This is a genomic window from Klebsiella electrica, from assembly GCF_006711645.1.
In the GTDB taxonomy this organism is placed as follows: Bacteria; Pseudomonadota; Gammaproteobacteria; order Enterobacterales; family Enterobacteriaceae; genus Klebsiella; species Klebsiella electrica.
The window spans coordinates 1161324-1185483 of record NZ_CP041247.1 but is presented as its reverse complement, the minus strand read 5'-3'; the positions used below and the strand labels follow the sequence as shown (position 1 = coordinate 1185483).

The 24160-nt window shown below is 52.5% G+C and carries 27 protein-coding genes, 1 other RNA gene and 1 other annotated feature; of the genes, 15 read left to right on the top strand and 13 right to left on the bottom strand.

All coding sequences use genetic code 11. From position 1 onward, the window contains the following. Positions 1–194 precede the first annotated feature (194 nt). From raiA to pheA, 3 genes are all read left to right on the top strand, one after another. A complete protein-coding gene (raiA, locus tag Electrica_RS05765; protein WP_100686415.1) occupies positions 195–530 on the top strand; it encodes a ribosome-associated translation inhibitor RaiA in 336 nt (111 codons plus the stop codon). A gap of 106 nt (positions 531–636) precedes the next feature. Then, positions 637–761, top strand: a sequence feature (Phe leader region). Then, positions 638–685 (top strand): pheA operon leader peptide PheL, encoded by a 48-nt coding sequence (gene pheL, locus Electrica_RS28640; protein WP_193312497.1) that lies wholly within the window; start codon positions 638–640, stop codon positions 683–685. It overlaps the preceding feature by 48 nt. Before the next feature lie 31 nt (positions 762–792). Next, complete coding sequence (gene pheA, locus Electrica_RS05760) at positions 793–1953, top strand: bifunctional chorismate mutase/prephenate dehydratase (protein ID WP_141963870.1); 1161 nt, start codon at positions 793–795, stop codon at positions 1951–1953. Here pheA and Electrica_RS05755 read toward each other — a convergent pair. From Electrica_RS05755 to aroF, 3 genes are all read right to left on the bottom strand, one after another. Further along, a complete protein-coding gene (locus Electrica_RS05755) occupies positions 1950–2822 on the bottom strand; it encodes an SMP-30/gluconolactonase/LRE family protein (protein WP_141963868.1) in 873 nt (290 codons plus the stop codon). The genes pheA and Electrica_RS05755 overlap by 4 nt on opposite strands. Positions 2823–2888: 66 nt before the next feature. Beyond that, positions 2889–4010 carry a bifunctional chorismate mutase/prephenate dehydrogenase gene (gene tyrA, locus Electrica_RS05750; RefSeq protein WP_032696867.1) on the bottom strand — a complete coding sequence of 374 codons (1122 nt, stop codon included), beginning with the start codon at positions 4008–4010 and terminating at the stop codon, positions 2889–2891. Positions 4011–4019: 9 nt separating this feature from the next. Further along, positions 4020–5090 carry a 3-deoxy-7-phosphoheptulonate synthase AroF gene (gene aroF / locus Electrica_RS05745; protein ID WP_004866527.1) on the bottom strand — a complete coding sequence of 357 codons (1071 nt, stop codon included), beginning with the start codon at positions 5088–5090 and terminating at the stop codon, positions 4020–4022. A gap of 346 nt (positions 5091–5436) precedes the next feature. Here aroF and Electrica_RS05740 point away from each other — a divergent pair, with 346 nt between their 5' ends. Genes Electrica_RS05740 through Electrica_RS05730 form a run of 3 tightly spaced genes read left to right on the top strand, consistent with a single transcriptional unit; the run spans position 5437 to position 7656 of the window. Continuing rightward, the gene (locus Electrica_RS05740) at positions 5437–5946 is read left to right on the top strand and encodes a YfiR family protein (RefSeq protein WP_131048981.1); all 510 of its coding nucleotides are present in this window, start codon (positions 5437–5439) and stop codon (positions 5944–5946) included. Further along, complete coding sequence (dgcN, locus tag Electrica_RS05735; protein ID WP_131048851.1) at positions 5939–7162, top strand: diguanylate cyclase DgcN; 1224 nt, start codon at positions 5939–5941, stop codon at positions 7160–7162. The genes Electrica_RS05740 and dgcN overlap by 8 nt, the downstream gene beginning before the upstream one ends. A gap of 11 nt (positions 7163–7173) precedes the next feature. After that, the gene (locus tag Electrica_RS05730) at positions 7174–7656 is read left to right on the top strand and encodes an OmpA family protein (RefSeq protein ID WP_131048852.1); all 483 of its coding nucleotides are present in this window, start codon (positions 7174–7176) and stop codon (positions 7654–7656) included. A 4-nt stretch (positions 7657–7660) separates the two neighbouring features. Here the strand turns inward: Electrica_RS05730 and Electrica_RS05725 are convergent, their stop codons facing one another. The 7 genes from Electrica_RS05725 to ffh form a co-directional block, all read right to left on the bottom strand. Beyond that, positions 7661–9025, bottom strand: a complete 1365-nt coding sequence (locus Electrica_RS05725) for a PepSY-associated TM helix domain-containing protein (RefSeq protein WP_141963865.1) — start codon at positions 9023–9025, stop codon at positions 7661–7663. 54 nt (positions 9026–9079) lie between these two features. Then, positions 9080–9520, bottom strand: coding sequence for a DUF2946 domain-containing protein (locus Electrica_RS05720; RefSeq protein WP_141963863.1), 441 nt, complete (start codon positions 9518–9520; stop codon positions 9080–9082). A 121-nt stretch (positions 9521–9641) separates the two neighbouring features. Continuing rightward, positions 9642–9989 carry a 50S ribosomal protein L19 gene (gene rplS, locus Electrica_RS05715; protein WP_002914145.1) on the bottom strand — a complete coding sequence of 116 codons (348 nt, stop codon included), beginning with the start codon at positions 9987–9989 and terminating at the stop codon, positions 9642–9644. A gap of 39 nt (positions 9990–10028) precedes the next feature. Beyond that, entirely contained in the window at positions 10029–10796 is a 768-nt protein-coding gene (gene trmD / locus Electrica_RS05710) for a tRNA (guanosine(37)-N1)-methyltransferase TrmD (protein ID WP_100686423.1), read from the bottom strand. A 31-nt stretch (positions 10797–10827) separates the two neighbouring features. Next, a complete protein-coding gene (gene rimM, locus Electrica_RS05705; protein WP_004866548.1) occupies positions 10828–11376 on the bottom strand; it encodes a ribosome maturation factor RimM in 549 nt (182 codons plus the stop codon). 18 nt (positions 11377–11394) lie between these two features. Continuing rightward, the gene (gene rpsP, locus Electrica_RS05700) at positions 11395–11643 is read right to left on the bottom strand and encodes a 30S ribosomal protein S16 (RefSeq protein WP_004866550.1); all 249 of its coding nucleotides are present in this window, start codon (positions 11641–11643) and stop codon (positions 11395–11397) included. Between the two features lie 240 nt (positions 11644–11883). Then, positions 11884–13248, bottom strand: a complete 1365-nt coding sequence (gene ffh / locus Electrica_RS05695; protein WP_100686424.1) for a signal recognition particle protein — start codon at positions 13246–13248, stop codon at positions 11884–11886. 166 nt (positions 13249–13414) lie between these two features. Here ffh and Electrica_RS05690 point away from each other — a divergent pair, with 166 nt between their 5' ends. Beyond that, positions 13415–14206, top strand: coding sequence for a cytochrome C assembly family protein (locus Electrica_RS05690; RefSeq protein WP_100686425.1), 792 nt, complete (start codon positions 13415–13417; stop codon positions 14204–14206). Between the two features lie 119 nt (positions 14207–14325). Continuing rightward, positions 14326–15612, top strand: a complete 1287-nt coding sequence (locus Electrica_RS05685) for an HlyC/CorC family transporter (protein WP_141963861.1) — start codon at positions 14326–14328, stop codon at positions 15610–15612. 118 nt (positions 15613–15730) lie between these two features. Here the strand turns inward: Electrica_RS05685 and grpE are convergent, their stop codons facing one another. Beyond that, the gene (gene grpE / locus Electrica_RS05680; protein WP_100686427.1) at positions 15731–16321 is read right to left on the bottom strand and encodes a nucleotide exchange factor GrpE; all 591 of its coding nucleotides are present in this window, start codon (positions 16319–16321) and stop codon (positions 15731–15733) included. Between the two features lie 123 nt (positions 16322–16444). On the opposite strand from grpE, the gene nadK reads away from it, so the two are divergent. The 3 genes from nadK (at position 16445) to bamE (ending at position 19560) form a co-directional block, all read left to right on the top strand. Further along, positions 16445–17323 carry an NAD(+) kinase gene (gene nadK, locus Electrica_RS05675; RefSeq protein WP_141963859.1) on the top strand — a complete coding sequence of 293 codons (879 nt, stop codon included), beginning with the start codon at positions 16445–16447 and terminating at the stop codon, positions 17321–17323. Positions 17324–17409: 86 nt separating this feature from the next. Further along, a complete protein-coding gene (recN, locus tag Electrica_RS05670; protein WP_141963857.1) occupies positions 17410–19071 on the top strand; it encodes a DNA repair protein RecN in 1662 nt (553 codons plus the stop codon). 147 nt (positions 19072–19218) lie between these two features. Further along, positions 19219–19560, top strand: coding sequence for an outer membrane protein assembly factor BamE (bamE, locus tag Electrica_RS05665; protein WP_100686429.1), 342 nt, complete (start codon positions 19219–19221; stop codon positions 19558–19560). A gap of 68 nt (positions 19561–19628) precedes the next feature. Here bamE and Electrica_RS05660 read toward each other — a convergent pair whose 3' ends face one another. Further along, complete coding sequence (locus Electrica_RS05660; RefSeq protein ID WP_131048859.1) at positions 19629–19919, bottom strand: RnfH family protein; 291 nt, start codon at positions 19917–19919, stop codon at positions 19629–19631. After that, positions 19909–20346 carry a type II toxin-antitoxin system RatA family toxin gene (locus tag Electrica_RS05655; protein ID WP_202395372.1) on the bottom strand — a complete coding sequence of 146 codons (438 nt, stop codon included), beginning with the start codon at positions 20344–20346 and terminating at the stop codon, positions 19909–19911. The genes Electrica_RS05660 and Electrica_RS05655 overlap by 11 nt, the downstream gene beginning before the upstream one ends. 152 nt (positions 20347–20498) lie before the next feature. Between Electrica_RS05655 and smpB the strand changes: the two genes are divergently transcribed. The 4 genes from smpB to Electrica_RS05635 all read left to right on the top strand — a co-directional run bounded on the left by smpB (position 20499) and on the right by Electrica_RS05635 (position 23916). Further along, positions 20499–20981 carry an SsrA-binding protein SmpB gene (gene smpB / locus Electrica_RS05650; RefSeq protein WP_004866580.1) on the top strand — a complete coding sequence of 161 codons (483 nt, stop codon included), beginning with the start codon at positions 20499–20501 and terminating at the stop codon, positions 20979–20981. A gap of 146 nt (positions 20982–21127) precedes the next feature. Next, positions 21128–21492: a transfer-messenger RNA gene (ssrA, locus tag Electrica_RS05645) on the top strand. 165 nt (positions 21493–21657) lie between these two features. Then, a complete protein-coding gene (locus tag Electrica_RS05640; RefSeq protein ID WP_167686222.1) occupies positions 21658–22887 on the top strand; it encodes an integrase domain-containing protein in 1230 nt (409 codons plus the stop codon). Positions 22888–23115: 228 nt separating this feature from the next. Further along, positions 23116–23916 carry a hypothetical protein gene (locus tag Electrica_RS05635; RefSeq protein ID WP_004853340.1) on the top strand — a complete coding sequence of 267 codons (801 nt, stop codon included), beginning with the start codon at positions 23116–23118 and terminating at the stop codon, positions 23914–23916. Positions 23917–24160 lie beyond the last annotated feature (244 nt).

The following is a 24160-nucleotide window of genomic DNA, read 5'->3' as shown; positions in this document are numbered from 1 at the left end:
AGCGCCGGGGTATCCTATCAAATATGACTCTCTTTCCCCTTTCCGACAAGAAAAATCTCACCTGTTCCTGCCCTGCCTCACAAAATGAATTCGTTGACAAAAAGCGACATTAAAATGTGATCTCCATCACACATCTTGACATTAGGAGAGGTATGCTGAGTTCACCAAGACGGGAAAGACAAGAGGTAAAATTTATGACAATGAACATTACCAGTAAACAAATGGAAATTACTCCGGCAATTCGCCAGCATGTCGCAGACCGTCTCGCTAAACTGGATAAATGGCAAACCCACTTAATCAACCCGCACATCATTCTGTCTAAAGAGCCGCAGGGTTTTGTCGCTGACGCAACCATCAATACGCCAAACGGGCATCTGGTCGCCAGCGGAAGAAATGAAGATATGTACGTCGCTATCAACGAATTGATCAACAAGCTGGAACGGCAGCTGAATAAAGTGCAACACAAAGGGGAAGCCCGCCGCGCCGCAACATCGGTGAAAGAGGCAGGCTTTGTGGAAGAAGAAGAGTAATCCTTAACTTAATATTGTGTAACGCCACGCGCCTTCGGGCGCGTTTTTTATTGACAGGATGAAAACAGTACGGGTACTGTAATCTCAACTGAGCAAAGGAATTCATTGTGAAACGACTAGCGTTCTTCTTCGCATTCTTTTTTACCTTCCCCTGAACGGGAGGCGATTCGTCGTGTGATAAAGAATGCGAAGACGAACAACAAGGCCTCCCAAAAGGGAGGCCTTTTTTATTGATAAATCAATAACAAGAAAGGCAACACATATGACCGAGGAAAACCCGTTACTGGCTCTGCGCGATAAGATCAGCGCTCTGGATGAAAAACTGCTCGCGCTGCTGGCGGAACGCCGCGGACTGGCTGTAGAGGTCGGTAAAGCAAAGCTGGCATCGCACCGTCCGGTTCGTGATATCGACCGCGAGCGCGATCTACTGGAGCGCCTGATTACGCTGGGGAAAAACCACCATCTGGATGCCCACTACATCACCCGCCTGTTTCAGCTGATCATCGAGGATTCCGTTCTCACCCAGCAAACGCTGCTGCAACAGCATCTGAATAAAATCAATCCGCATTCAGCGCGCGTGGCTTTCCTGGGACCAAAAGGGTCATATTCACATCTGGCCGCACGCCAGTACGCGGCGCGCCATTTCGAACAGTTTATTGAGAGCGGCTGCGCGAAATTTGCCGATATCTTTAACCAGGTGGAAACCGGTCAGGCCGACTACGCGGTCGTTCCTATCGAAAATACCAGCTCCGGTGGCATCAACGATGTCTACGATCTGTTGCAACATACCAGCCTGTCGATCGTCGGTGAACTCACGATCCCAATCGATCACTGCGTTCTGGTCTCGGCTTCAACCGATCCGCAGCACATTCAGACCGTATACAGTCACCCTCAGCCGTTCCAGCAGTGCAGCCAGTACCTGAGCCGTTATCCGCACTGGAAAATCGAATACACGGAAAGTACCTCTGCGGCAATGGAAAAAGTGGCGCAGGCGAACTCGCCGGGCGTTGCCGCGCTGGGTAGCGAAGCCGGTGGCGCGCTGTATGGCCTGCAGGTTCTTGAACATTGCCAGGCAAATCAGACGCAAAACATCACCCGTTTCCTGGTGCTGGCACGTAAAGCGGTGAATGTTTCCGATCAGGTACCGGCCAAAACCACACTGCTCATGGCAACCGGCCAGCAGGCTGGTGCGCTGGTTGAAGCGCTGCTGGTGCTGCGCAATCACAACCTGATCATGACCAAGCTGGAATCTCGTCCGATTCACGGCAATCCGTGGGAAGAGATGTTTTATCTGGATATCCAGGCCAACCTGGACTCAATGCCGATGCGTAAGGCATTAAAAGAACTGGCCGAGATTACTCGTTCCATGAAGGTTCTGGGTTGCTACCCAGGCGAAAACGTCGTGCCGGTCGACCCTATCTAACGCTCTGTAAATACGGGTTTCTTCATCCCTGCCACCGCCACCGGCAGGGTGAAGATCGCGCCGGAAAGCGGATATTGCCGGACTTCGTCGGCAGACATATTTTCCCGCGTGGTCGTGATGTACAACGTACGCATATCCTCTGCGCCAAAACAGACCATTGTCGGGCAGCGCACCGGCAATCGGTACTCTTCCAGCTGTTCACCGGTCGGTGAAAAACGGGCGATACGCCAGCCATCAAACATCGCACTCCAGTAGCAACCCTCTTCATCCACGGCCGCCCCGTCAGGGATGCCTTCCCCAGGCTGAAACCGACGAAAAACTTCGCGTTTGCCGGGTTCGCCCTGCTCATCCAGCGGAGTGCGGTAGATAACGGCATTTGGCGTATCCGAGGTGTACATCCAACGCCTGTCGGCGCTAAAGGCCAGACCGTTGGCGCCATGGATATCGCACTGAATCACCCGAGGCGTCAGATCGTGGTTGATACGCATTAACAGCGCGCCGTTATAATCGCCCGGCCCCCAGAATGTACCGGCATAAAAACGCCCGTCGCGATCGGTGCCGCCATCGTTAAAGCGTGCCAGCTGAGGATTGCCCGGATTATCACAAATTTTACGCCGCAGCAGGCCGTGGGCATCGGTAAGCCAGATAGCGCTGCGTAACGCCACAATGAAGCCCCCTTTCTCACGCAGGGCAAAGCAACCCACTTCTTCGGGAAACTGCAGAACCTGATGTTCGCCGCTGCGGATGTCGTAACGGTGAATTTCACACTCCAGAATATCGGCCCAGTAGAGCGCCTGCTCGGCTTCACTCCAGGTCGGACATTCCGGCAGATGCCCTGCGTAATCAAACAGCGGTTGTGGTTCAGCCATCGTTTTCATCCCTATAAAAAAAGCCAGCGGGTTTCCCCTCTGGCTTTGATTATATACGCTTTTCCGTTACTGCCGGTTATCATTTGCCTGACGCAGCAGCGTCCGACTTTCGCTCTGGAAGCGCTGGGCATAATCGCCAAACCAGTGCTCCACTTTACGGAAGCTGTCGATAAACGCCTGTTTATCCCCCTGCTCCAACAGGCCAATCGCTTCACCAAAGCGCTGGTAGTAGCGTTTAATCAGCGCCAGATTGTTTTCCGACGACATAATAATATCCGCATACAGCTGCGGATCCTGCGCAAACAGGCGGCCAACCATCGCCAGCTCAAGGCGGTAAATCGGTGAGGACAGCGCCAACAGCTGTTCCAGGCGAACGTTTTCTTCCGCCAGATGCAGGCCGTAAGCAAAGGTTGCAAAGTGACGTAGCGCCTGAATAAAAGCCATATTCTGGTCATGTTCAACGGCGCTGATACGGTGCAGACGCGCGCCCCAGACCTGAATCTGCTCAAGGAACCACTGATACGCCTCCGGCTGACGACCATCGCAGTAAACCACCACCTGCTTCGCCAGGCTGCCGCTATCGGGCCCGAACATCGGGTGCAGACCCAGTACCGGACCACGGTGCGCGGCCAGCATCGCCTGTAAAGGTTCCGCTTTCACCGACGCCAGATCGACCAGGATGCAGTCTGCCGGTAACGGCGGCAACTGACCAATTGTATCGACCGTCGCATGAATAGGCACGCTGACGATGACCATTCCGGCATCGGCAACAATGTCCGCAGCCCGCGCCCAGTCGTCTTTCTCCAGGATACGTACCTGGTAGCCTGAAAGCGTCAGCATTTTCTCAAACAGGCGCCCCATCTGCCCGCCGCCGCCGACAATCACCACCGGGCGCAGATTCGGACACAGCGTTTTGAAGCCTTTATCATTCTCGCTGGAATATGACTCGCGCATGACGCGACGCAGCACGTCTTCGATAAGATCGGGCGGAACACCCAGCGCCGACGCCTCTTCGCGCCGGGAAGCCAGCATCGCAGCTTCCCGCTCCGGGACGTAAATCGGCAGCCCATACTGGCTTTTGACCTCTCCGACTTCAGCGACCAGCTCCAGGCGCTTAGCCAGTAGCCCCAGCAGCGCCTTATCGACTTCATCAATTTGATCGCGTAACGCGGTCAGTTCAGCAACCATACTATCCTCTTACCCCAGACGAGCCGCCAGATGACCGCGCAGATCTTGATCCAGTTCGCGGAGCAGTGCATCAGTCGTTTCCCAGCTGATGCAGGCATCGGTGACGGACACGCCGTATTTCATATCACAACGCGGCTGCTCAGAAGACTGATTACCTTCGTGGATATTACTTTCGATCATCAGACCAATGATGGAACGATTACCATCTTTAATCTGTGCGACGACGGATTCCGCAACCGCAGGCTGGCGGCGGTAGTCTTTATTAGAATTCCCATGACTGCAATCTACCATCAGCGACGGTTTCAGTCCCGCCTGAGCCATCTCTTTTTCACATTTTTCGACATCTTCCGGACCGTAGTTAGGGGCTTTACCGCCGCGCAGAATAACGTGGCCGTTCGGATTGCCCTGGGTTTGCAGCAGGCAAACCTGGCCGGCCTGGTTAATCCCGACGAAGCGGTGCGGCATCGCCGCGGCGCGCATCGCGTTAATGGCCGTTGACAGGCTACCGTCGGTACCATTTTTAAAACCAACCGGCATTGACAGACCTGAAGCCATTTCACGGTGAGTCTGAGATTCGGTGGTGCGCGCGCCGATAGCCGACCAGCTAAACAGATCGCCGAGGTACTGCGGGCTGTTTGGATCCAGAGCTTCTGTCGCCAGCGGTAATCCCATATTCACCAGCTCTACCAGCAAGCGACGTGCAATCTTCAAGCCGCCTTCAACATCAAACGAGCCATCCATATGCGGATCGTTAATCAACCCTTTCCAGCCCACGGTAGTACGGGGTTTTTCAAAATAGACGCGCATGACCAGGTAGAGGCTATCGCTGACCTCTTCGGCAAGTGCTTTAAAACGATGAGCATATTCAATTGCCGCCTCTGGATCGTGAATCGAGCAAGGTCCGCACACCACCAGCAGACGCGGATCGCGGCCGGCAATAATGTCAGATATCGTCTGACGGGACTGCGCAATTTGCGCTTCTTGTTCGAGGCTCAGCGGGAATTCAGCTTTCAGTTGATCCGGCGTGATCAGAACCTGTTCGTCGGTAATATGTACGTTATTCAGCGCGTCTTTTTGCATGATTGCGATCCTGTGTAGCTCGTTTGCGATAGTCGGTTCCTCAGCGAGGAGTGCCGTAACGATACCACACAAAGTAAAGATTTCAATCCATAATCCGTAAATTTTAATTTACACCAGCAAATTAAATGGCCCTTTATTTCGCTATATGTGTAAAGTTATCAGTACAACTCGATATTTCCCCATGCTAAAACTCACCTTTCACCCATCCTGGTTTACGAATAATCCTGGCCAGAATTATCACAAATCGAAGGTGGCGATTAATGACGCTCCCCAGCAACAATGGTATCCTGCGCCGGGCATCAGCGATTGCAATTCATGCACCCCGACGAACCTGACGGATCCGTTAATGAAAGAGCTTTACCGTCTTTTTTTTATTTTTTTGTTATTTATCGTGGGCTATCCCGCTTTTGCCGCAGACGCGCCTAAAAATGTCCGGGCTATTGTTTCGGGTATCGTCACCTATACCCGCTGGCCAGCATTATCTGGCCCGCCCAGGTTGTGTATTTTTTCTACCTCGCGTTATACCTACAGCCTGGCTCAGGAACAACCTGAGACTTTACCGTACAAACCGGTCATTGTGCGTAATACAGAAGAAGCGCTGAACACGGTCTGCGATGGATTTTATTTTGGCAGCGAGTCGCCCTCTCAACAGGCGAAGCTCACGGCGGAATACCCATCGCGTCCCCTGTTACTCATTGCAGAACAAAATAGCGAGTGTGCAATCGGCAGTGCTTTTTGCCTGATCATAAATGACAAAAGGGTCAGATTCTCCGTGAATCTGGATGTCCTGACACACAGCGGTGTGCGGGTTAGTCCAGACGTACTGATGCTTGCCCGGAATAACGCGCATGAATAAGGATTTCTCTCAGGCTCCGCGCCCCACTTTTAAACGAGCACTACGCCGCATCAGTGTGATAAGCGTTGTTATCTCTATGACCCTGGTCTGGCTATTGCTGAGTACCGCATCAGTCTTTACCTTGAAACAGTATGCGCAGAAGAATCAGGCGCTGACGGCCGCCACAATGAGCCGTAGTCTTGAAGCGGCGCTGGTTTTCGCTGATAGCGCCGCGGCAGAAGAGACGCTGGCCACGCTCGGAAAGCAGGGGCAGTTCTCAGAAGCGCTGGTACTGGATAGCCAGCAAAATCACTTTGCCGTCTGGCGTAATACGGACCTGGTTCGGCAGGAAAAACTCAGCGGCATCATCAGCCAATGGCTGTTTCCCGAACCCACAACCCAGCCAATCTGGCATCAGGGGAAGGTCATCGGCGAACTTCGGCTGACGGCGCTGGACAGCCTGATAAGCCACTTCCTCGGCATATCCATTATCGTGTTAACCGGCAGTATTCTGCTGGCCTCATTCATCGCCTTATTGCTGACGCATTCTCTGCACCACGGTATCGTCGCCGCCTTACAAAGCATTACCGAGGTGGTCCATGATATCCGGGAAAACCGCCACTTCTCCCGCCGGGTCCCTGAAGAGCGTATCGAGGAGTTCCATCTGTTTGCCCAGGACTTTAATAGCCTGTTGGGTGAAATGGAGGACTGGCAGCAGCAGCTACAGGCTAAAAATGCCCAGCTGTTACGCACCTCGTTGCACGATCCTCTCACCGGGCTGGCCAATCGCGCTGCGTTTCGCAACGTTATCAGTACATTAATGAAAGATGAGACCGCCAGACGCAGTTCGGCGCTACTCTTTCTTGATGGCGATAATTTTAAGCTGATTAATGATAACTGGGGTCATGCGACGGGCGACAAGGTCCTCATCGAAGTCGCCAGCCGGCTGATGAGTTTTGCCAGCAAGCGCCATCAGGCCTGGCGTTTAGGCGGTGACGAATTCGCAATCTTGCTACGTGACGTTCACTCAGAGGCGGAAGTGAAGGCGCTCTGCGTATCGTTATCCGGCCAGTTTCTCAAGCCGTTTAATCTGCATAACGGCCACACTACGACCCTGTCACTCAGCATCGGCTACGCGCTGGCCTGGGAACACGCGTGCGCGGAGAACCTGCAGGAGTTCGCCGATCAAAATATGTATCGGATGAAACACCGGCGTCTTGCGCAAGGACAAAAATAAAAGGAACAACCATGATCAGGAAATATTTTACTCCCGCGCTGATGGCCGCGGTTTTACTCACCGGCTGCCGGGCCCCGCAAGGAAAATTCTCTCAGGAACAGGTTGCCGCCATGCAGTCTTACGGCTTTACGCAAAGCGATGGCGACTGGTCTCTGGGTTTGTCCGACAGCATCCTGTTTGATAAAAACGACTACCATCTGCGCAGCGATAGTCTGGCGCAAATCCAGAAAATGGCCTCTCGCCTGGCGTCTACCGGGATTACGCACGCGCGGTTAGATGGGCACACCGATAACTACGGTGAAAACAGCTATAACGAAACGCTGTCGCTTAAACGCGCCGACATCGTCGCGGATGCCTGGGCGAAGGGAGCCAATATCCCGCGCAGCAATTTAACCACCCGCGGGTTAGGTAAAAAATATCCTATTGCCAGCAACGATACGGCGAAAGGACGTGCTGAAAACCGCCGCGTCACGGTAGTCATCAGCACGCCGTAGGCACTTAGTCGGCCGACTTCGCGAGCATGGCGGCCGTTGCCGCCCGCCAGCGCAGAGAGTCAACGACCAGTCCTGCCGCGAGGCTGGCGCCCATTAACGGTAGCGCCAGCCCCAACATGACTGCTATCGCCAGCGTGAGCGCGCGGGCAGGCCATCCGAGGTTGAACCAGGCCTGAATCAGGGTATTCGCCGGATTAAACGCCGCATGCGCCGGGCGGCGGATCCACCACAGGCGATATCCCACCACAATCATCACGCACAGCGCGATCCCAAACGCGATCAGCAGCAGTTGATTGGCAAGACCAAACAGAATCCCCATATGGAAATCGATGCCCCAGCGGGTCAGCTTCGCCATGAGCGGGAAACTGGCAAAGCGGGTGCGATCGACAACCTGCATGCTCTCCCCATCCACCGCTATGGCGTCTACCTGCGTAGGCCAGCTTCGGTCAATCTCATTGACCGTCCACGCCCGCCCCGCCGCTGCCGGAGGGCGGATTTCCAGCTTGCTGGCATCGAGCCCCGCCGCCCGCGCAATCGTCAGCATCCGATCAAACTGTTCGCCTTTCGGCGCCGGCGCCGCATCTGCCCTATGCGCCATGTGATGTCCGGCATGCGGATCATGCGGCATCGGCATGGCGCTATGCAGTTGCGTATTCACCTGCGGCGTCAACCAGCCGAATGCCGCGCGCATTTTATCCACATTGCCACCGGCCCACTGCGACCAGGTCAGCCCGGTGGCGGAGAAGAGCAGCATACCGGCCAGTAGCGCCCAGCCCAGAGAAACATGCAGGCGACGGCTATTCTGCATACGGTTATTTATCCGCTTACGGGGACGAGTCATCGCCCAAAGGACAATGCCACCGAGTGCCGCAACCCACATCCAGGATGCCGCCAGCTCGCTATAGAGCCGGCCGCTATCCCCAAGCAGCAACGATCTATGGGCGTAATCGATCCACTGGCGTAGCGGTAGAATTCCGCTGGTTCCATAGACCGTCATATCGCCCTTCACCTTCAGCGTTACCGGGTCGATAAAGATAGCCCGGGACTCAGACACGCCCAACAGCGGATCGGCAAACATCACCCGCGTGGTCTCCCCGGCCTTAATGGCCGGGCGCAGCGCCTGTAAACGAAGATTCCCCTGAGTCGTCTCTTCCGCAACCGCCAGCTGGGCGCTAAGCGGCTGACGTTCGCCGTTCAGCGAACCATGCAGAGCATCCTGATAGAGCCAGTTCTCCAGCTGCGGAGTGGCCACGTACAGCGTCCCGGTGAGGGCCGCCACGAAGATAAACGGCCCGACAAACAGACCAATATAAAAATGGAGGCGTCGCAGCAGGTTCAGCCATGCCGCGCGCGAGGTGCAGGTAGTCATACTTTTCCTTTCTGAAAGCAACAAGAGGACGTAGCGCTGTGCGCATCGTTATTTTTAGAAGGCAGAAAAAGCAGAGCGCTGCGGCGGCGCGCGGGTTTCGGGGTACAGCCAGGGGAAGTAATGCCGACGCTTTAGCACCAGGCAGGAAAAAAGAACGCGCACGCGACGCAGGACGGCGGAGAGAAGCAGCGCCAGCGCAAAGAGCAGCCCCGGAACGTGGGCCAGCAGCACGCAGTAGCCACAGGCCTCCGCATGGTCGAGCGGCATCGTGTGCGTCGACTGCGGCGCAGGAGAAACCGCCGGGTGGGACATCGTCTGCTCATGCGGCATGTCCGCCATCATCATCGCATGATGCATGCCGGGCATAGCGCTCAGCGGATCTTTTTGCAGTGAGACCGAGATCAGCGGCGCAATCACAATCAGCAGGATCGAAAACAACGCCAGCCATGCGGCCCGCCGTTTGAATGCTGATTGTTGAGAAAGTTTACTGACCACCGCCCCTCCGAAATGAGAGCGATATTGTAAATGATTTACATCAGAATGGTTAAATTGAGGATAAAAAAAGGGCCGGCCCATCAGGCCAGCCCTTTTCATCAGGATGTCGCGAAAGCGAATCTTAGTTAAGACGCTCTTTGATACGAGCAGACTTACCGGTACGCTCACGCAGGTAGTACAGTTTAGCTTTACGTACAGCACCACGACGTTTAACAGCAATGCTGTCAACTACCGGAGAGTGAGTCTGGAAGACACGCTCAACGCCTTCGCCGTTGGAAATTTTACGAACAGTGAATGCAGAGTGCAGACCGCGGTTACGAATAGCGATAACCACGCCCTCGAATGCCTGCAGACGTTTTTTGGAACCTTCAACAACCCATACTTTCACTTCCACGGTATCACCCGGACGGAAGGAAGGTACGTCCTGCTTCATCTGTTCTTGTTCAAGTTGCTTAATAATGTTGCTCATAATTTAATCTCTTATCCTGGGTAAACTGATATTGGGGGCTTACGCCATCCCATCATGTTTATGCTGCTGTTTTACGTGTTCAGTTTTGAACTCCGCCAGCAACTTTGCTTGCTCTTCAGTCAGAGCCAGGTTTTCCAAAAGTTCAGGTCTTCTAAGCCAGGTACGGCCCAGCGACTGTTTCAAACGCCAGCGACGAATCTCAGCATGGTTTCCCGACAGCAAAACTGGCGGTACTTCCATCTCTTCTAACACTTCAGGACGGGTATAGTGTGGGCAGTCCAGTAATCCATCGGCAAAGGAATCTTCCGTTGCCGATGCTTCATGACCCAGAACCCCCGGAATAAACCGGGAAACGGAGTCAATCAGCGTCATGGCTGGTAACTCACCACCGCTGAGGACGTAATCACCGATTGACCATTCTTCGTCAATTTCGGTCTGGATTACGCGCTCATCTATGCCTTCGTAGCGACCGCACACCAGAATCAGTTTCTGATTCGTGGCCAGTTCGCTGACGCCCGCTTGATCAAGCTTGCGTCCCTGAGGTGACAGATAAATCACCTTTGCGCCTTCACCTGCCGCGGCTTTTGCTGTGTGAATGGCGTCCCGTAAGGGTTGCACCATCATTAGCATCCCCGGTCCGCCGCCGTAAGGACGATCGTCCACGGTACGGTGCCGGTCATGAGCAAAGTCACGAGGACTCCAGCTCTGGATGCTCAGCAGGCCATTTTTTACTGCCCGGCCAGTTACCCCGTAATCGGTAATTGCGCGGAACATTTCAGGAAACAGGCTAATTATGCCAATCCACATAGCGCCGTCTTTTACCGTTTATCCGGAGAATTTAAAAACCAGGATCCCAGTCTACTTCGATTGTGCGAGTAGCGAGATCGACTTTCTTGATAACCTGCCCATCGAGGAACGGAACCAGCCGCTCCTTGATACCAAATGCATCTTTCAGGTTTGCCTTAATGACGAGAACGTCATTTGACCCGGTTTCCATCATGTCGATGACTTTACCCAGGCCATAGCCTTCTGTGGTTACTACCTGGCAGCCCATCAGGTCTTTCCAGTAATAGTCACCCTCTTCGAGCTTCGGCAGCTGCGAGGAGTCCACGACAATTTCGCAATTCGTCAGCAGATTCGCAGCATCACGATCGTCAATGCCTTTCAGCTTAATAACGATGTCCTGATTATGGTGGCGCCAGCTTTCCAGCTCAACGACCTGCCACTGACCCGCCTTCTGGATTAACCAGGGCTGATAGTCAAAAATGCTTTCGGCGTCTTCGGTGGAGGAAAACACTCTGAGCCAACCACGGATACCGTAGGAAGAACCCATCTTGCCCAATACGATCGGATCAACAGGTGCTTGTGCGGTGTGTTGCTTGCTCATCATGACCACCGTGACAGATTAAGCTGCTTTGTTTGCTGCTTTGATCAGCGCGGCAACGCGATCGGAAACGGTAGCGCCCTGGCCAACCCAGTGAGCGATACGATCCAGATCCAGACGCGTTTCTTCTTCGTTCGCAGAAGCGATCGGGTTGAAGAAACCAACGCGCTCGATGAAGCGACCGTTGCGTGCATTACGGCTGTCGGTGACAACAACCTGGTAGAACGGACGCTTTTTAGCGCCGTGACGAGCTAAACGAATAGTTACCATAACATCCTCTTGTGTGAATAGAACACCCGGGCCCCATCGAGGAACGGAGCCCGGGTGTCATATTAAAAGCCCGAAAATTTTACTGATTTCTGTGCAAAAATCAATTCAAAACTACAATACGCTAAATAATTCGAGTTGCAGGCAGGCGGCAAGTGAGCAAATCCCCGGGAGCGTACACAAGTACGTGACCGGGGTGAGCGAATGCAGCCAACGCATCTGCGGCTTGAATTATGACGCGTATTAGCGACCTGGGAATCCTGGCGGCATCATCCCTTTCATCCCGCGCATCATCTTCATCATGCCGCCTTTCGATTTCATCTTCTTCATCATGCGCTGCATATCGTCGAACTGCTTCAGCAGACGGTTCACATCCTGCACCTGCATCCCGCAGCCGGCGGCGATGCGACGCTTACGTGAACCTTTAATGATTTCCGGCTTAGCGCGCTCTTTCAGGGTCATCGAGTTGATGATCGCCTCCATCCGCACCAGCACTTTGTCATCCATCTGCGATTTCACGTTGTCCGGGATCTGCCCCATGCCTGGCAGTTTGCCCATCAGGCTGGCCATGCCGCCCATGTTTTTCATCTGACGCAATTGCTCGAGGAAATCGGTGAGGTCGAAACCATCGCCTTTCTTCAGCTTGGAGGCCAGTTTCTCGGCCTGCGCGCGGTCAACCTTGCTCTCGATATCTTCGATCAGCGACAGCACGTCGCCCATGCCGAGAATACGGGAAGCAATACGATCCGGGTGGAACGGCTCCAGCGCTTCGGTCTTTTCACCCACGCCAAGGAACTTAATCGGTTTGCCGGTGATATGGCGAATCGACAGCGCGGCACCGCCGCGAGCGTCGCCATCGACTTTAGTCAGCACCACGCCGGTCAGCGGCAGCGCTTCGTTAAACGCTTTGGCGGTATTCGCGGCATCCTGGCCGGTCATCGCATCAACGACGAACAGCGTTTCTACCGGGTTAAGCGAAGCGTGGACCTGTTTGATTTCGTCCATCATCGCTTCATCAACGTGCAGACGACCGGCGGTATCCACCAGCAGCACGTCGTAGAATTTCAGCTTCGCTTCTTTCAGCGCGGCGTTCACGATATCGATCGGCTTCTGGCCCACATCGGACGGGAAGAAATCAACGTTAACCTGCTGTGCCAGCGTTTCCAGCTGTTTAATCGCCGCCGGGCGATAAACGTCCGCGGAGACTACCAGCACTTTCTTCTTGTGCTTCTCACGCAGGAATTTACCCAGCTTGGCGACGCTGGTGGTTTTACCCGCACCCTGCAGACCCGCCATCAGCACGACGGCCGGTGGCTGAGCGGCTAAATCCAGCGCCTGGTTCTCTTCGCCCATCGCCGCAACCAGCTCGTTACGTACGATTTTGACAAACTCCTGACCCGGGGTCAGGCTTTTGTTTACTTCATGACCCACCGCGCTCTCTTTAACGCGGCTGATGAAGTCACGAACAACAGGCAGCGCGACGTCTGCTTCCAGCAACGCCATGCGAACTTCACGCAGGGTGTCTTTAATATTGTCTTCGGTAAGGCGTCCGCGGCCGCTAATGTTGCGCAGCGAACGCGACAAACGATCGGTTAAATTATCAAACATTGTCTCTCGCCTGAGGTGGAAACTGTCGGTCGCAGCAGCGACACGAAAACACGGATTTGGCGCAGTATAACACGACATGACGCGCGATGTGATGCAACGGTTGGAGCCGACGTCGCGTGACGCTATACTGCTTCTCTTTCTTATTTAGTCAACAGTCGACACCCATATGCCTGTTTTTGCTCTGCTCGCGCTTGTCGCCTACTCCATCAGCCTTGCGCTGATCATCCCCGGCCTGTTGCAAAAAAACAGCAGCTGGCGGCGAATGGCGATTCTTTCCGCAACTATTGCGTTGATTTGTCATGCTTTTGCGCTGGAGTCACGTATTTTCCCCGGCGGCGAGAGTGGACAGAATCTCAGTTTATTGAACGTCGGTTCGCTGGTCAGTCTGATGATCTGTAGCGTGATGACTATCGTCGCATCGCGCAACCGCGGCTGGCTGCTGCTGCCTATCGTCTACGCATTTGCGTTGATTAACCTGGCTTTCGCCACTTTCGTGCCGAACGAATACATCACCCATCTGGAAACCACGCCGGGAATGCTGGTGCACATCGGCCTGTCGCTCTTCTCGTACGCGACGCTGATTATTGCCGCGCTGTATGCGCTCCAGCTGGCATGGATCGATTATCAGCTGAAGAACAAAAAGCTGGCCTTCAGCCATGAAATGCCGCCGCTGATGAGTATCGAGCGTAAAATGTTTCATATTACCCAGGTCGGGGTGGTCCTGCTGACGCTGACGCTGTGCACCGGTTTGTTTTATATGCATAACCTGTTTGGCACGGAAAATATCGATAAAGCCGTGCTGTCGATCGTCGCGTGGTTCGTCTATATCGTTCTGTTGTGGGGCCACTATCATGAAGGATGGCGCGGTCGTCGGGTGGTCTGGTTTAACGTCACCGGCGCAGGCCTGCTGACGCTGGCTTACTTTGGCAGCCGCGTGCTGCAACAGTTTATTAGTTAATCCCGAACACCTGCCTGTCCCGGTAGGTGTCATCATTGCAAAAAGCCTGAAGACTGGCTGCGCTCAGCGCCAGCAGGCTCATAAAATAGCCTACCGGACCAGGCGTTAAGGAGTCCCCCCTGGAACACATATCTACCACCACGCTGATCGTGACGCTGATTATCATGGTGATTATCTCTGCCTATTTCTCCGGCTCCGAAACCGGGATGATGACCCTGAACCGCTATCGACTGCGGCATATGGCGAAACAAGGCAGCCGCCAGGCAAAACGCGTCGAAAAACTGCTGCGTAAGCCCGACCGTTTAATCAGCCTGGTCCTGATCGGCAATAACCTCGTCAACATCCTCGCCTCTGCGCTGGGGACGATTGTTGGCATGCGTCTGTATGGCGATGCCGGGGTGGCTATTGCCACCGGCGTGCTGACCTTCGTGGTCCTGGTTTTCGCCGAGGTCCTGCCTAAAACCATCGCCGCGCTGTATCCGGAAAAAGTCGCCTATCCGAGCAGCTTCTTACTGGCGCCGCTGCAGGTGCTGATGATGCCGCTGGTCTGGCTGCTGAACACCATCACCCGCCTGCTGATGCGCATGATGGGCATCAAAACCGATATCATCGTCAGCGGCGCGCTGAGCAAAGATGAGCTGCGCACTATCGTGAACGAGTCGCGGACCCAAATCTCCCGCCGTAACCAGGACATGCTGCTGTCGGTGTTGGATCTCGAAAAGGTCAGCGTCGATGACATCATGGTCCCGCGCAATGAAATCATCGGTATTGATATTAACGACGACTGGAAGTCAATCGTTCGTCAGCTTACCCACTCTCCTCACGGGCGCATCGTGCTGTATCGCGGCTCGCTGGACGACGCCATCAGCATGCTGCGCGTGCGTGAAGCCTATCGCCTGATGACCGAGAAAAAAGAGTTCACTAAAGAGGTGATGCTGCGCGCCGCCGATGAAATTTACTTCGTACCGGAAGGGACGCCGCTCAGTACGCAACTGGTGAAGTTCCAGCGCAATAAGAAGAAAGTCGGTCTGGTGGTCGATGAGTACGGTGATATCCAGGGGCTGGTGACGGTAGAAGATATTCTCGAAGAGATTGTCGGTGACTTCACTACCTCCATGTCGCCGACGCTGGCTGAAGAGGTCACGCCGTTAACTGACGGAACCGTCATTATCGATGGCAGCGCCAGCGTGCGTGAAATCAATAAAGCGTTTAACTGGCATTTGCCGGAAGATGAGGCCCGAACGGTTAACGGGATTATTCTGGAGGCGCTGGAAGAGATCCCGGTTCCCGGCACGCGCGTGCGCATCGAGCAGTATGATATCGATATTCTCGACGTCCAGGACAATATGATTAAGCAGGTGAAGGTCAAGCCGGTGAAGCCCCTTCGTGAAAGCGCCGCCGAGTAATCGACTGGCCTGATGCCAGGACGGTGAACCCAGGGTTCGCCGTTTTTTTTGCCCGCGATTTCCCGGGCTGCGGACAGCAAAGAAAAACGGCCGCCTTGCGGCGGCCGTTGAAGGCAGGTTACTTCGCTTTCGCCACGGTCACCATCGCTGCGCGAATGGTGCGACCGTTCAGGGTATAGCCTTTTTGCATCACGCCCAGCACGTTGCCAGCCGCCACATCGTCAGACTCGACCATGGCGATGGCCTGGTGCACGTTCGGATCCAGCGGCACGTTGGTATCGGCAATCACTTCCACGCCGAATTTGCGTACGACATCCAGCATCGACTTCAGCGTCAGCTCGATACCTTCAACCATGGAAGCCATGTCCGGATTGGCTTTATCGGCCACTTCCAGCGCGCGGTCCAGGCTGTCGATAACCGGCAGCAGTTCGTTAATGAACTTCTCAAGGGCAAATTTGTGCGCTTTTTCCACGTCCAGTTCGGTACGACGACGCAGGTTTTCCATTTCCGCTTTTATGCGCAGGACACCATCGCGTTCACGAGTCTGAGCTTCAGCCAGCTGCGCTTCCAGATTCGCAATTTTTTCATCGCGCGGATCCACCTGCTCAGCAGAAACTTCAGGCTCAACCGCCTCAACGTTCTCGTGCTGTTCCGTGATAATTTCTTCCGGGGCTTGCCCGTCAGGCGTTTTCTGTTCTTTACTACTCATGAATTTCTCCGCGTTTTTTTCGCATTCATCTCGCTAACTTCGCTTATTATGGGGATCCGTTTCCGGGTTTCAAGGGAAGCTGTCAGATTGTCATCATTCATTTAACGCAAGGACATCCAGAACATGAAGAACCATTTCAAGTGTATAGGCATTGTGGGACACCCTCGTCACCCAACCGCGCTGACCACACATGAAATGCTCTGGCGCTGGCTCTCCGGCAAAGGCTACGAAGTTCTGGTCGAACAACAGATTGCCCATGAACTCCAGCTTAGCAACGTCAAAACGGGCACGCTGGCGGAAATTGGCCAGCAGGCGGATCTGGCGGTTGTGGTGGGCGGCGACGGCAATATGCTCGGCGCGGCGCGAACGCTGGCGCGTTACGATATCAACGTCATCGGCATTAACCGCGGCAACCTCGGTTTTCTGACCGATCTTGACCCGGATAACGCCCTACAGCAGCTCGCCGACGTGCTGGAAGGCCACTACATTTCGGAAAAACGCTTTTTGCTGGAAGCCCAGGTCTGCCAGCAAGATTGCCAGAAGCGCATCAGCACAGCGATTAATGAAGTGGTCCTGCACCCGGGCAAAGTCGCGCATATGATTGAGTTCGAAGTGTATATCGATGAGGTGTTTGCCTTCTCCCAGCGCTCGGACGGCCTGATTATCTCCACGCCGACGGGGTCCACCGCCTATTCACTCTCCGCCGGCGGCCCCATTCTGACCCCCTCATTAGATGCCATCACCCTGGTGCCAATGTTCCCGCATACGCTATCGGCGCGCCCGCTGGTGATTAACGGCGACAGCACCATCCGCCTGCGTTTTTCCCAGCGCTGTAGCGATCTGGAGATCAGCTGCGACAGCCAGATAGCGTTGCCGATTCAGGATGGCGAAGATGTCCTTATCCACCGCTGCGATTATCATCTGAACCTTATCCACCCAAAAGATTACAGCTATTTCAATATATTGAGCACAAAACTCGGCTGGTCGAAAAAATTGTTCTGATCTTAGCGGCTGCCTCTTTACTGGATAAAAAACCAGTTTATACTGTACGAAAACACAGTAATGGTTTTTCATACAGGAAGGCAGCTATGCTGGCGCAACTCACCATCAGTAACTTTGCTATCGTTCGTGAACTGGAAATCGATTTTCACAGCGGAATGACCGCTATCACCGGGGAAACCGGTGCCGGGAAATCTATTGCCATTGATGCGCTGGGGCTGTGCCTCGGCGGAAGAGCCGAAGCAGACATGGTGCGCAGAGGCGCCAGCCGTGCAGACCTGTGCGCCCGCTTCGCTTTAAAAGATACTCCGGCGGCGCAGCGCTGGCTGGAGGAGAACCAGCTGGAAAGCGGACGTGAGTGTTTACTTCGCCGCGTCATCAGTACCGACGGCCGCTCCCGCGGTTTTATTAATGGCACCGCCGTCCCGCTCTCTCAGCTTCGTGAGCTCGGCCAGCTGCTTATCCAGATTCACGGCCAGCACGCGCACCAGCTGCTGACCCGGCCTGAACATCAAAAAACGCTGCTCGATGGCTACACCGGTGAGTATGCGCTTACTCAGCGTATGGCTGAACACTACCGCCAGTGGCATCAAAGCTGCCGCGAGCTGGCCCAGCATCAGCAGCAGAGCCAGGAACGAGCATCCCGCGCCGACCTGCTGCAATATCAGCTGAAAGAGTTGAATGAGTTCAATCCGCAGCCGGGCGAGTTCGAACAAATCGATGAAGAGTACAAACGTCTGGCCAACAGCGGCCAGCTGCTGACCACCTGCCAGCACGCGCTGACGGTGCTCGCAGACGGCGAAGAGGCCAATCTACAGAGCCAGCTCTACACCGCCAGGCAACTGGTGACCGAGCTCACCGGTATGGACAGCAAGCTCTCGGGCGTGCTGGATATGCTTGAAGAGGCGGCTATCCAGCTCAGCGAAGCCAGCGACGAACTGCGTCACTATAGCGACCGCCTGGATCTCGACCCGAATCGTCTGTTCGAGCTGGAGCAGCGCATCTCTCGCCAGATAGCCCTGGCACGTAAGCATCAGATTACCCCGGAAGAGCTCCCCGCTTTTTATCAGGCTCTGCTGGAAGAGCAGCGCCTGCTGGACGACAGCGCGGGTTCACTGGAATCCCTTAGCCAGACCGTGGTAGAGCACCATCAGCTGGCGCTGGAGAGCGCCCGGCAGCTGCACGCTCTGCGTCAAAGCAGCGCGGAAGAGCTGGCGCAGTTAATCACTGAGAGTATGCGCTCACTTTCCATGCCTCACGGAGTATTTGCCATCGAGGTAGCCTTTGATGAGCGCCATCTCACCGCCGAAGGGGCCGACCGTATCGAGTTTCGCGTCACCACGAACCCCGGGCAGCCGCTTCAGCCCATTGCTAAAGTCGCTTCCGGTGGCGAACTGTCGCGTATTGCGCTGTCCATTCAGGTCATTACTGCGCGGAAGATGGAAACGCCGGCCCTGATTTTCGATGAGGTGGATGTCGGCATCAGCGGCCCGACGGCCGCGGTGGTGGGCAAATTGCTGCGTCAACTGGGCGAATCTACCCAGGTCATGTGCGTCACTCACCTGCCGCAGGTTGCCGGCTGCGGCCATCATCATTTCTTCGTCTGCAAAGAGACCGACGGCGAGATGACGGAAACCCATATGCACCCGCTCGACAAACGGGCGCGGCTGCAGGAACTGGCCCGTCTGCTGGGCGGGAGCGAAGTCACCCGCAACACGCTGGCAAACGCGAAAGAGTTGCTCGCGGCGTAAACTTTTTGATTTTCGCAGAGTCATAGTGAACAGCAAATTGCCGTAAGACCTGCAGTCGAAGGTTTCCAACTGGGCAAAGGTCTATTATTATCGGCATATTACAGATGAGCCACGTACTGCTCGGGCCCGAAAAGGAATAAAATCACTATGCGCTGTAAAACGCTGACTGCTGCCGCAGCGGTTCTTCTCATGTTGACCGCAGGCTGTTCCACTCTGGAACGAGTGGTTTACCGTCCTGATATCAACCAGGGTAACTATCTGGCACCTAACGATGTAGCAAAAATTCGTGTCGGCATGACGCAACAGCAGGTTGCGTATGCGCTGGGTACCCCAATGATGTCGGATCCGTTTGGTACCAACACCTGGTTCTATGTTTTCCGTCAGCAGCCTGGGCATGAAAATATCACCCAGCAGACGCTAACGCTGACCTTTAACAGCAGCGGCGTGTTAACCAATATTGATAACAAACCGGCTCTGACCAACGAGTAATGTGGTAAACACCTTGCTGCAGAAAGACAAAAAGCGCTCATTGAGCGCTTTTTTTATTCCTTTCGCCGCTATTTCCCGGCGTTTTTCTCCGCGCGCTGACGACGCAGCTCTTTCGGATCGGCAATCAGCGGGCGATAGATTTCCACCCGATCGCCATCATGCACCACATCATGCAGTTTAACCGGGCGACTGTATATTCCAACCTTGTTTTTCGCCAGATCGATATCGCCGCGCAGCGCCAGCAGGCCGCTGGCAACAATCGCCTGTTCAACCGTAGCGCCCTCTTCAAGCTTTACGCTTTGCAGGTACTGCTTCTCCGGCAGGGCATAAGCCACTTCCACCACGATGTTAGCCGGCACGATAAACCTCTTTGGCCCTGGCCGTGAAAGCCTGCACCATATTTAACGCCAGCTCTTTAAAGATGCGCCCAAACGCCATCTCAATCAGCATGTTGGTGAATTCAAAATCGAGATGAAACTCAATTTTGCAGGCATCCGGGCTCAGCGGGATAAACTTCCAGCCGCCTATCAGCTTTTTAAACGGCCCATCGACCAGGCTCATCAAAATGCTCTGGTTACTGGTAAGGGTATTGCGTGTCGTAAAGGTCTTACTGATGCCTGCTTTGGATACATCAACCGCCGCCATCATTTGCGTCGGCCCAGACTCCAGCACACGACTCCCGGTGCAGCCAGGCAAAAAATCAGGATAGGACTTCACGTCATTTACGAGTTGATACATCTGTTCCACACTGAAGGGCACCAGTGCAGTACGGCTAATCTGAGGCATAGCGAGTTCCACATTTATACACGCGGTAAATAATATCATTTATCTGCCGCTAAAAAAAACGCTGTGCCGCAACTCGTGCTAAGATAGCGCATTACACCTCGCAGGATGGATTGAGGTACTGTGTTCCCGTTTAGCAATGACTTCAGGACATTATGACCAAGAAAAAAGCCCACAAACCTGGATCAGCCACCATTGCGCTGAATAAACGCGCCCGCCATGAATACTTTATCGAAGATGAATACGAGGCTGGTCTTGCCCTGCAAGGGTGGGAAGTCAAATCCCTGCGCGCCGGCAAAGCCAACATCAGCGACAGTTATGTCATCCTGAAAGATGGCGAAGCCTATCTCTTCGGCGCCAACTTTACGCCGATGGCCGTGGCATCGACCCACTACGTCTGTGACCCGACGCGTACCCGTAAGCTGCTGCTTAATCAGCGCGAGCTGGATGCCCTGTATGGCCGTATCAACCGTGAAGGCTACACCGTCGTGGCCCTGTCGCTGTACTGGAAGAACGCCTGGTGCAAAGTGAAGATCGGCGTCGCCAAAGGTAAGAAACAGCACGACAAGCGTACCGACCTCAAAGATCGCGAGTGGGCGCTGGATAAAGCCCGTATTATGAAACACGCCGGCCGCTAATCCCCTCTTTTTAAGGGCCGGCTCAGCTGGCCCTTATGCGCTATATCGTTGTTGATGCTGCTTTTTCACCCAATCCGCTCCCACAATCGTGCGAACGAGTGCTGGTAACTCCATTCACAAATCTGTTATACTCGTCTTAACACATTGGGGCTGATTCTGGATTCGACGGGATTCGCGAAACCCAAGGTGCATGCCGAGGGGCGGTTGGCCTCGTAAAAAGCCGCAAAAAAATAGTCGCAAACGACGAAAACTACGCTTTAGCAGCTTAATAACCTGCTAAGAGCCCTCTCTCCCTAGCTTCCGCTCTTAAGACGGGGAATAAAGAGAGGTCAAACCCAAAAGAGATCGCGTGGAAGCCCTGCCTGGGGTTGAAGCGTTAAAACTAATCAGGCTAGTTTGTCAGTGGCGTGTCCGTCCGCAGCTGGCCAGCGAATGTAAAGACTGGACTAAGCATGTAGTGCCGAGGATGTAGGAATTTCGGACGCGGGTTCAACTCCCGCCAGCTCCACCACTTTTTAGTTGTTTGAAGTATACTGAAGTCTACTAAGCCCGCATGGAACCAGCCTTGCGGGCTTTTTTACGTCTATTGTAGTCTAGTGAGAATTGCTGAGAACTATCACTTATGGCACCCTGAATGGGACCCACAACGAAGGGTCCAAAAATCGAGGGTCCCAAAATGGCAAAAATCGCTAAGAAGCTCACTGACACTGAAATCAAAAGCACGAAGCCAGCCGATAAAGAAATCAACTTGTTTGACGGTGATGGTTTGATCCTGCGAATCGCTTCTCTCACAAAAGGAGGGAAGAAGAATTGGTATTTCAGATATGCGGTCCCAGTGAGTAAGAAAAGAACCAAAATGAGCCTTGGGACCTATCCTCACCTTACACTGGCAAGAGCCAGAACCTTACGAGATGAATACCTTTCCTTGCTTGCCAATGGCATTGATCCCCAAGTCCATAACAGCAATAAAGCTAATGCCTTAAAGAATGCTACTGAACACACTCTCCAAGCCGTGGCAAGGAAATGGTTAGATGAGAAGGTAAAGACCTCAGGTATCTCACAAGACCATGCAGAAGACATCTGGCGAAGCCTGGAGAGAAATATCTTTCCAGGATTGGGTAATGTTCCTGTCAATGAGATCCGACCCAAACTCTTAAAGCAACACCTTGACCCTATTGAGCAACGGGGAGTCCTCGAAACCTTACGGCGAATCATTTCCCGATTAAATGAAATTTTCCGCTATGCAGCAACAGAAGAACTCATAGAATTCAATCCTGCTGACAACCTTGGTCAACGGTTCAGTAGGCCTAAAAAACAGAATATGCCAGCATTACCCCCTTCCGAACTCCCCCGCTTCCTGGTTGCTCTAATCAATGCTTCTATCCGTTTAGAAACAAGGCTACTGATTGAGTGGCAACTTCTCACATGGGTTCGCCCTGGTGAAGCTGTTCGCACAAGATGGGCTGATATAGATATCGATAATTCAATGTGGAACATCCCGGCTGAGTTTATGAAAATGAAGAAGCCTCACAAAGTTCCACTAAGCAAAGAAGCTTTGAGAGTCCTGGAGTCAATGAAAGGGATTAGTGGGCATCGTGGATGGGTGTTTCCAAGCATAAAGGCTCCTCTTAACCATATGCATGAACAAACAGCTAATGCGGCCATAATCCGTATGGGCTTCGGAGGTGAGCTTGTAGCTCATGGAATGAGATCTATTGCACGAACGGCCGCAGAGGAGTCGGGTAAGTTCAGGACAGATGTCTTAGAAGCGGCCCTTGCACACTCGAAGACAGATGAAATAATTGCAGCCTATAACCGAGCAGAATACATAGTAGAACGAGTGGCTCTCATGCAGTGGTGGGGTGATTATGTCCAAGCTCAAAGGCTAAAAGTCATTGCTGCTTGATAAACAACTATCAACGCAGTTATTTTATATAACCATCTCAATTCATTAACTTTATTTCTGGAAGAAAGAATGAAACAAAACAAATACAAAAGGGTAATTGATCATTTAGCATCAAAAAATTGCCCCGAAGAGGATATCATTATTAATCTAGAATTATTTAATTTAATCATGTAATTTTAAACCCATGATAAAAGCCCACTACAGAATTGGACTATAAAGGAAATTATTATGCAGCATGATACAACAGAAATCATAAAAAAACATTTTAAGAACAAAGAAAAATTTATAGATATTAAGAAAGTTAGTACACGAACGGAAACTTTCTTTGGTAAAGAGTTCACTACAATCATTATGCAAAAAAATGAATTAGGAAAGGAAAAATCTAAAAACAACGGACCTTACGTCTGCATAGTTGAAAACGAAAGCGGAATAGTTCATTCTTCAAGGAAGATTTATGTACGCCAATTAATAAACAAAAAAATATTTAATATTTTCTTTATTCCCTTTTTGCTAATTTTATTTTTGATATGCCTTGGGTATTACAGCATTGTCTTTTTTGCAATATTATCATATCTTTTACCCATATTATTTGGATATATGATTTATTCTATGACATATGACCAAATGGGTGATTACTTAAAGAAAATGGCTGACTTTGTTGTAATATTTACAGGAGCCATTGGCGCAACCGTATTGATTCTAGAATTTATTGATATAAATATATTTAAAGAAAATGTTTTTATTTTTGAAGTAATAACTTTCTCCCAAGCAAAAATAAATCACCTAAAAGCTTTCCGTGTACTTGCCGTTGAAATATTTATTTTCTTCTACACAATAAAATTATTTATTTCCTTCACTGAATTTAGAGTTGCAAGGAAAGAGTGGATTTCAAAAGGAACTATAAATTCAATTTTTGTAACAAACTCTCCAAAAAAAATTTTGCGTTCCAAACTCAAAACCCTAGTAAAGAAAGCCACTTACAAGATTATAAATTTATATCTAGAAGTTAAACATAAAATTTTTCAGTAAGATTTTCTTGTCATAACGTATATTAATGGTGAGAGAAGTATGCTGCCTGAAATGGTAAAAAAGGCAGCATAATAAAGATACTCACCTAATAATGTTTTAGGCTCTCCAATAATTATAAGAACCAAAAGACTTAGTGTATTGAAAAAAAGCATTTTACGCATAATTATTCCTTACAATATCATTTACACTAATAAAGCACATAAAAATTTAAAGTCAATAGCATACTAAATATTATATTGATTAT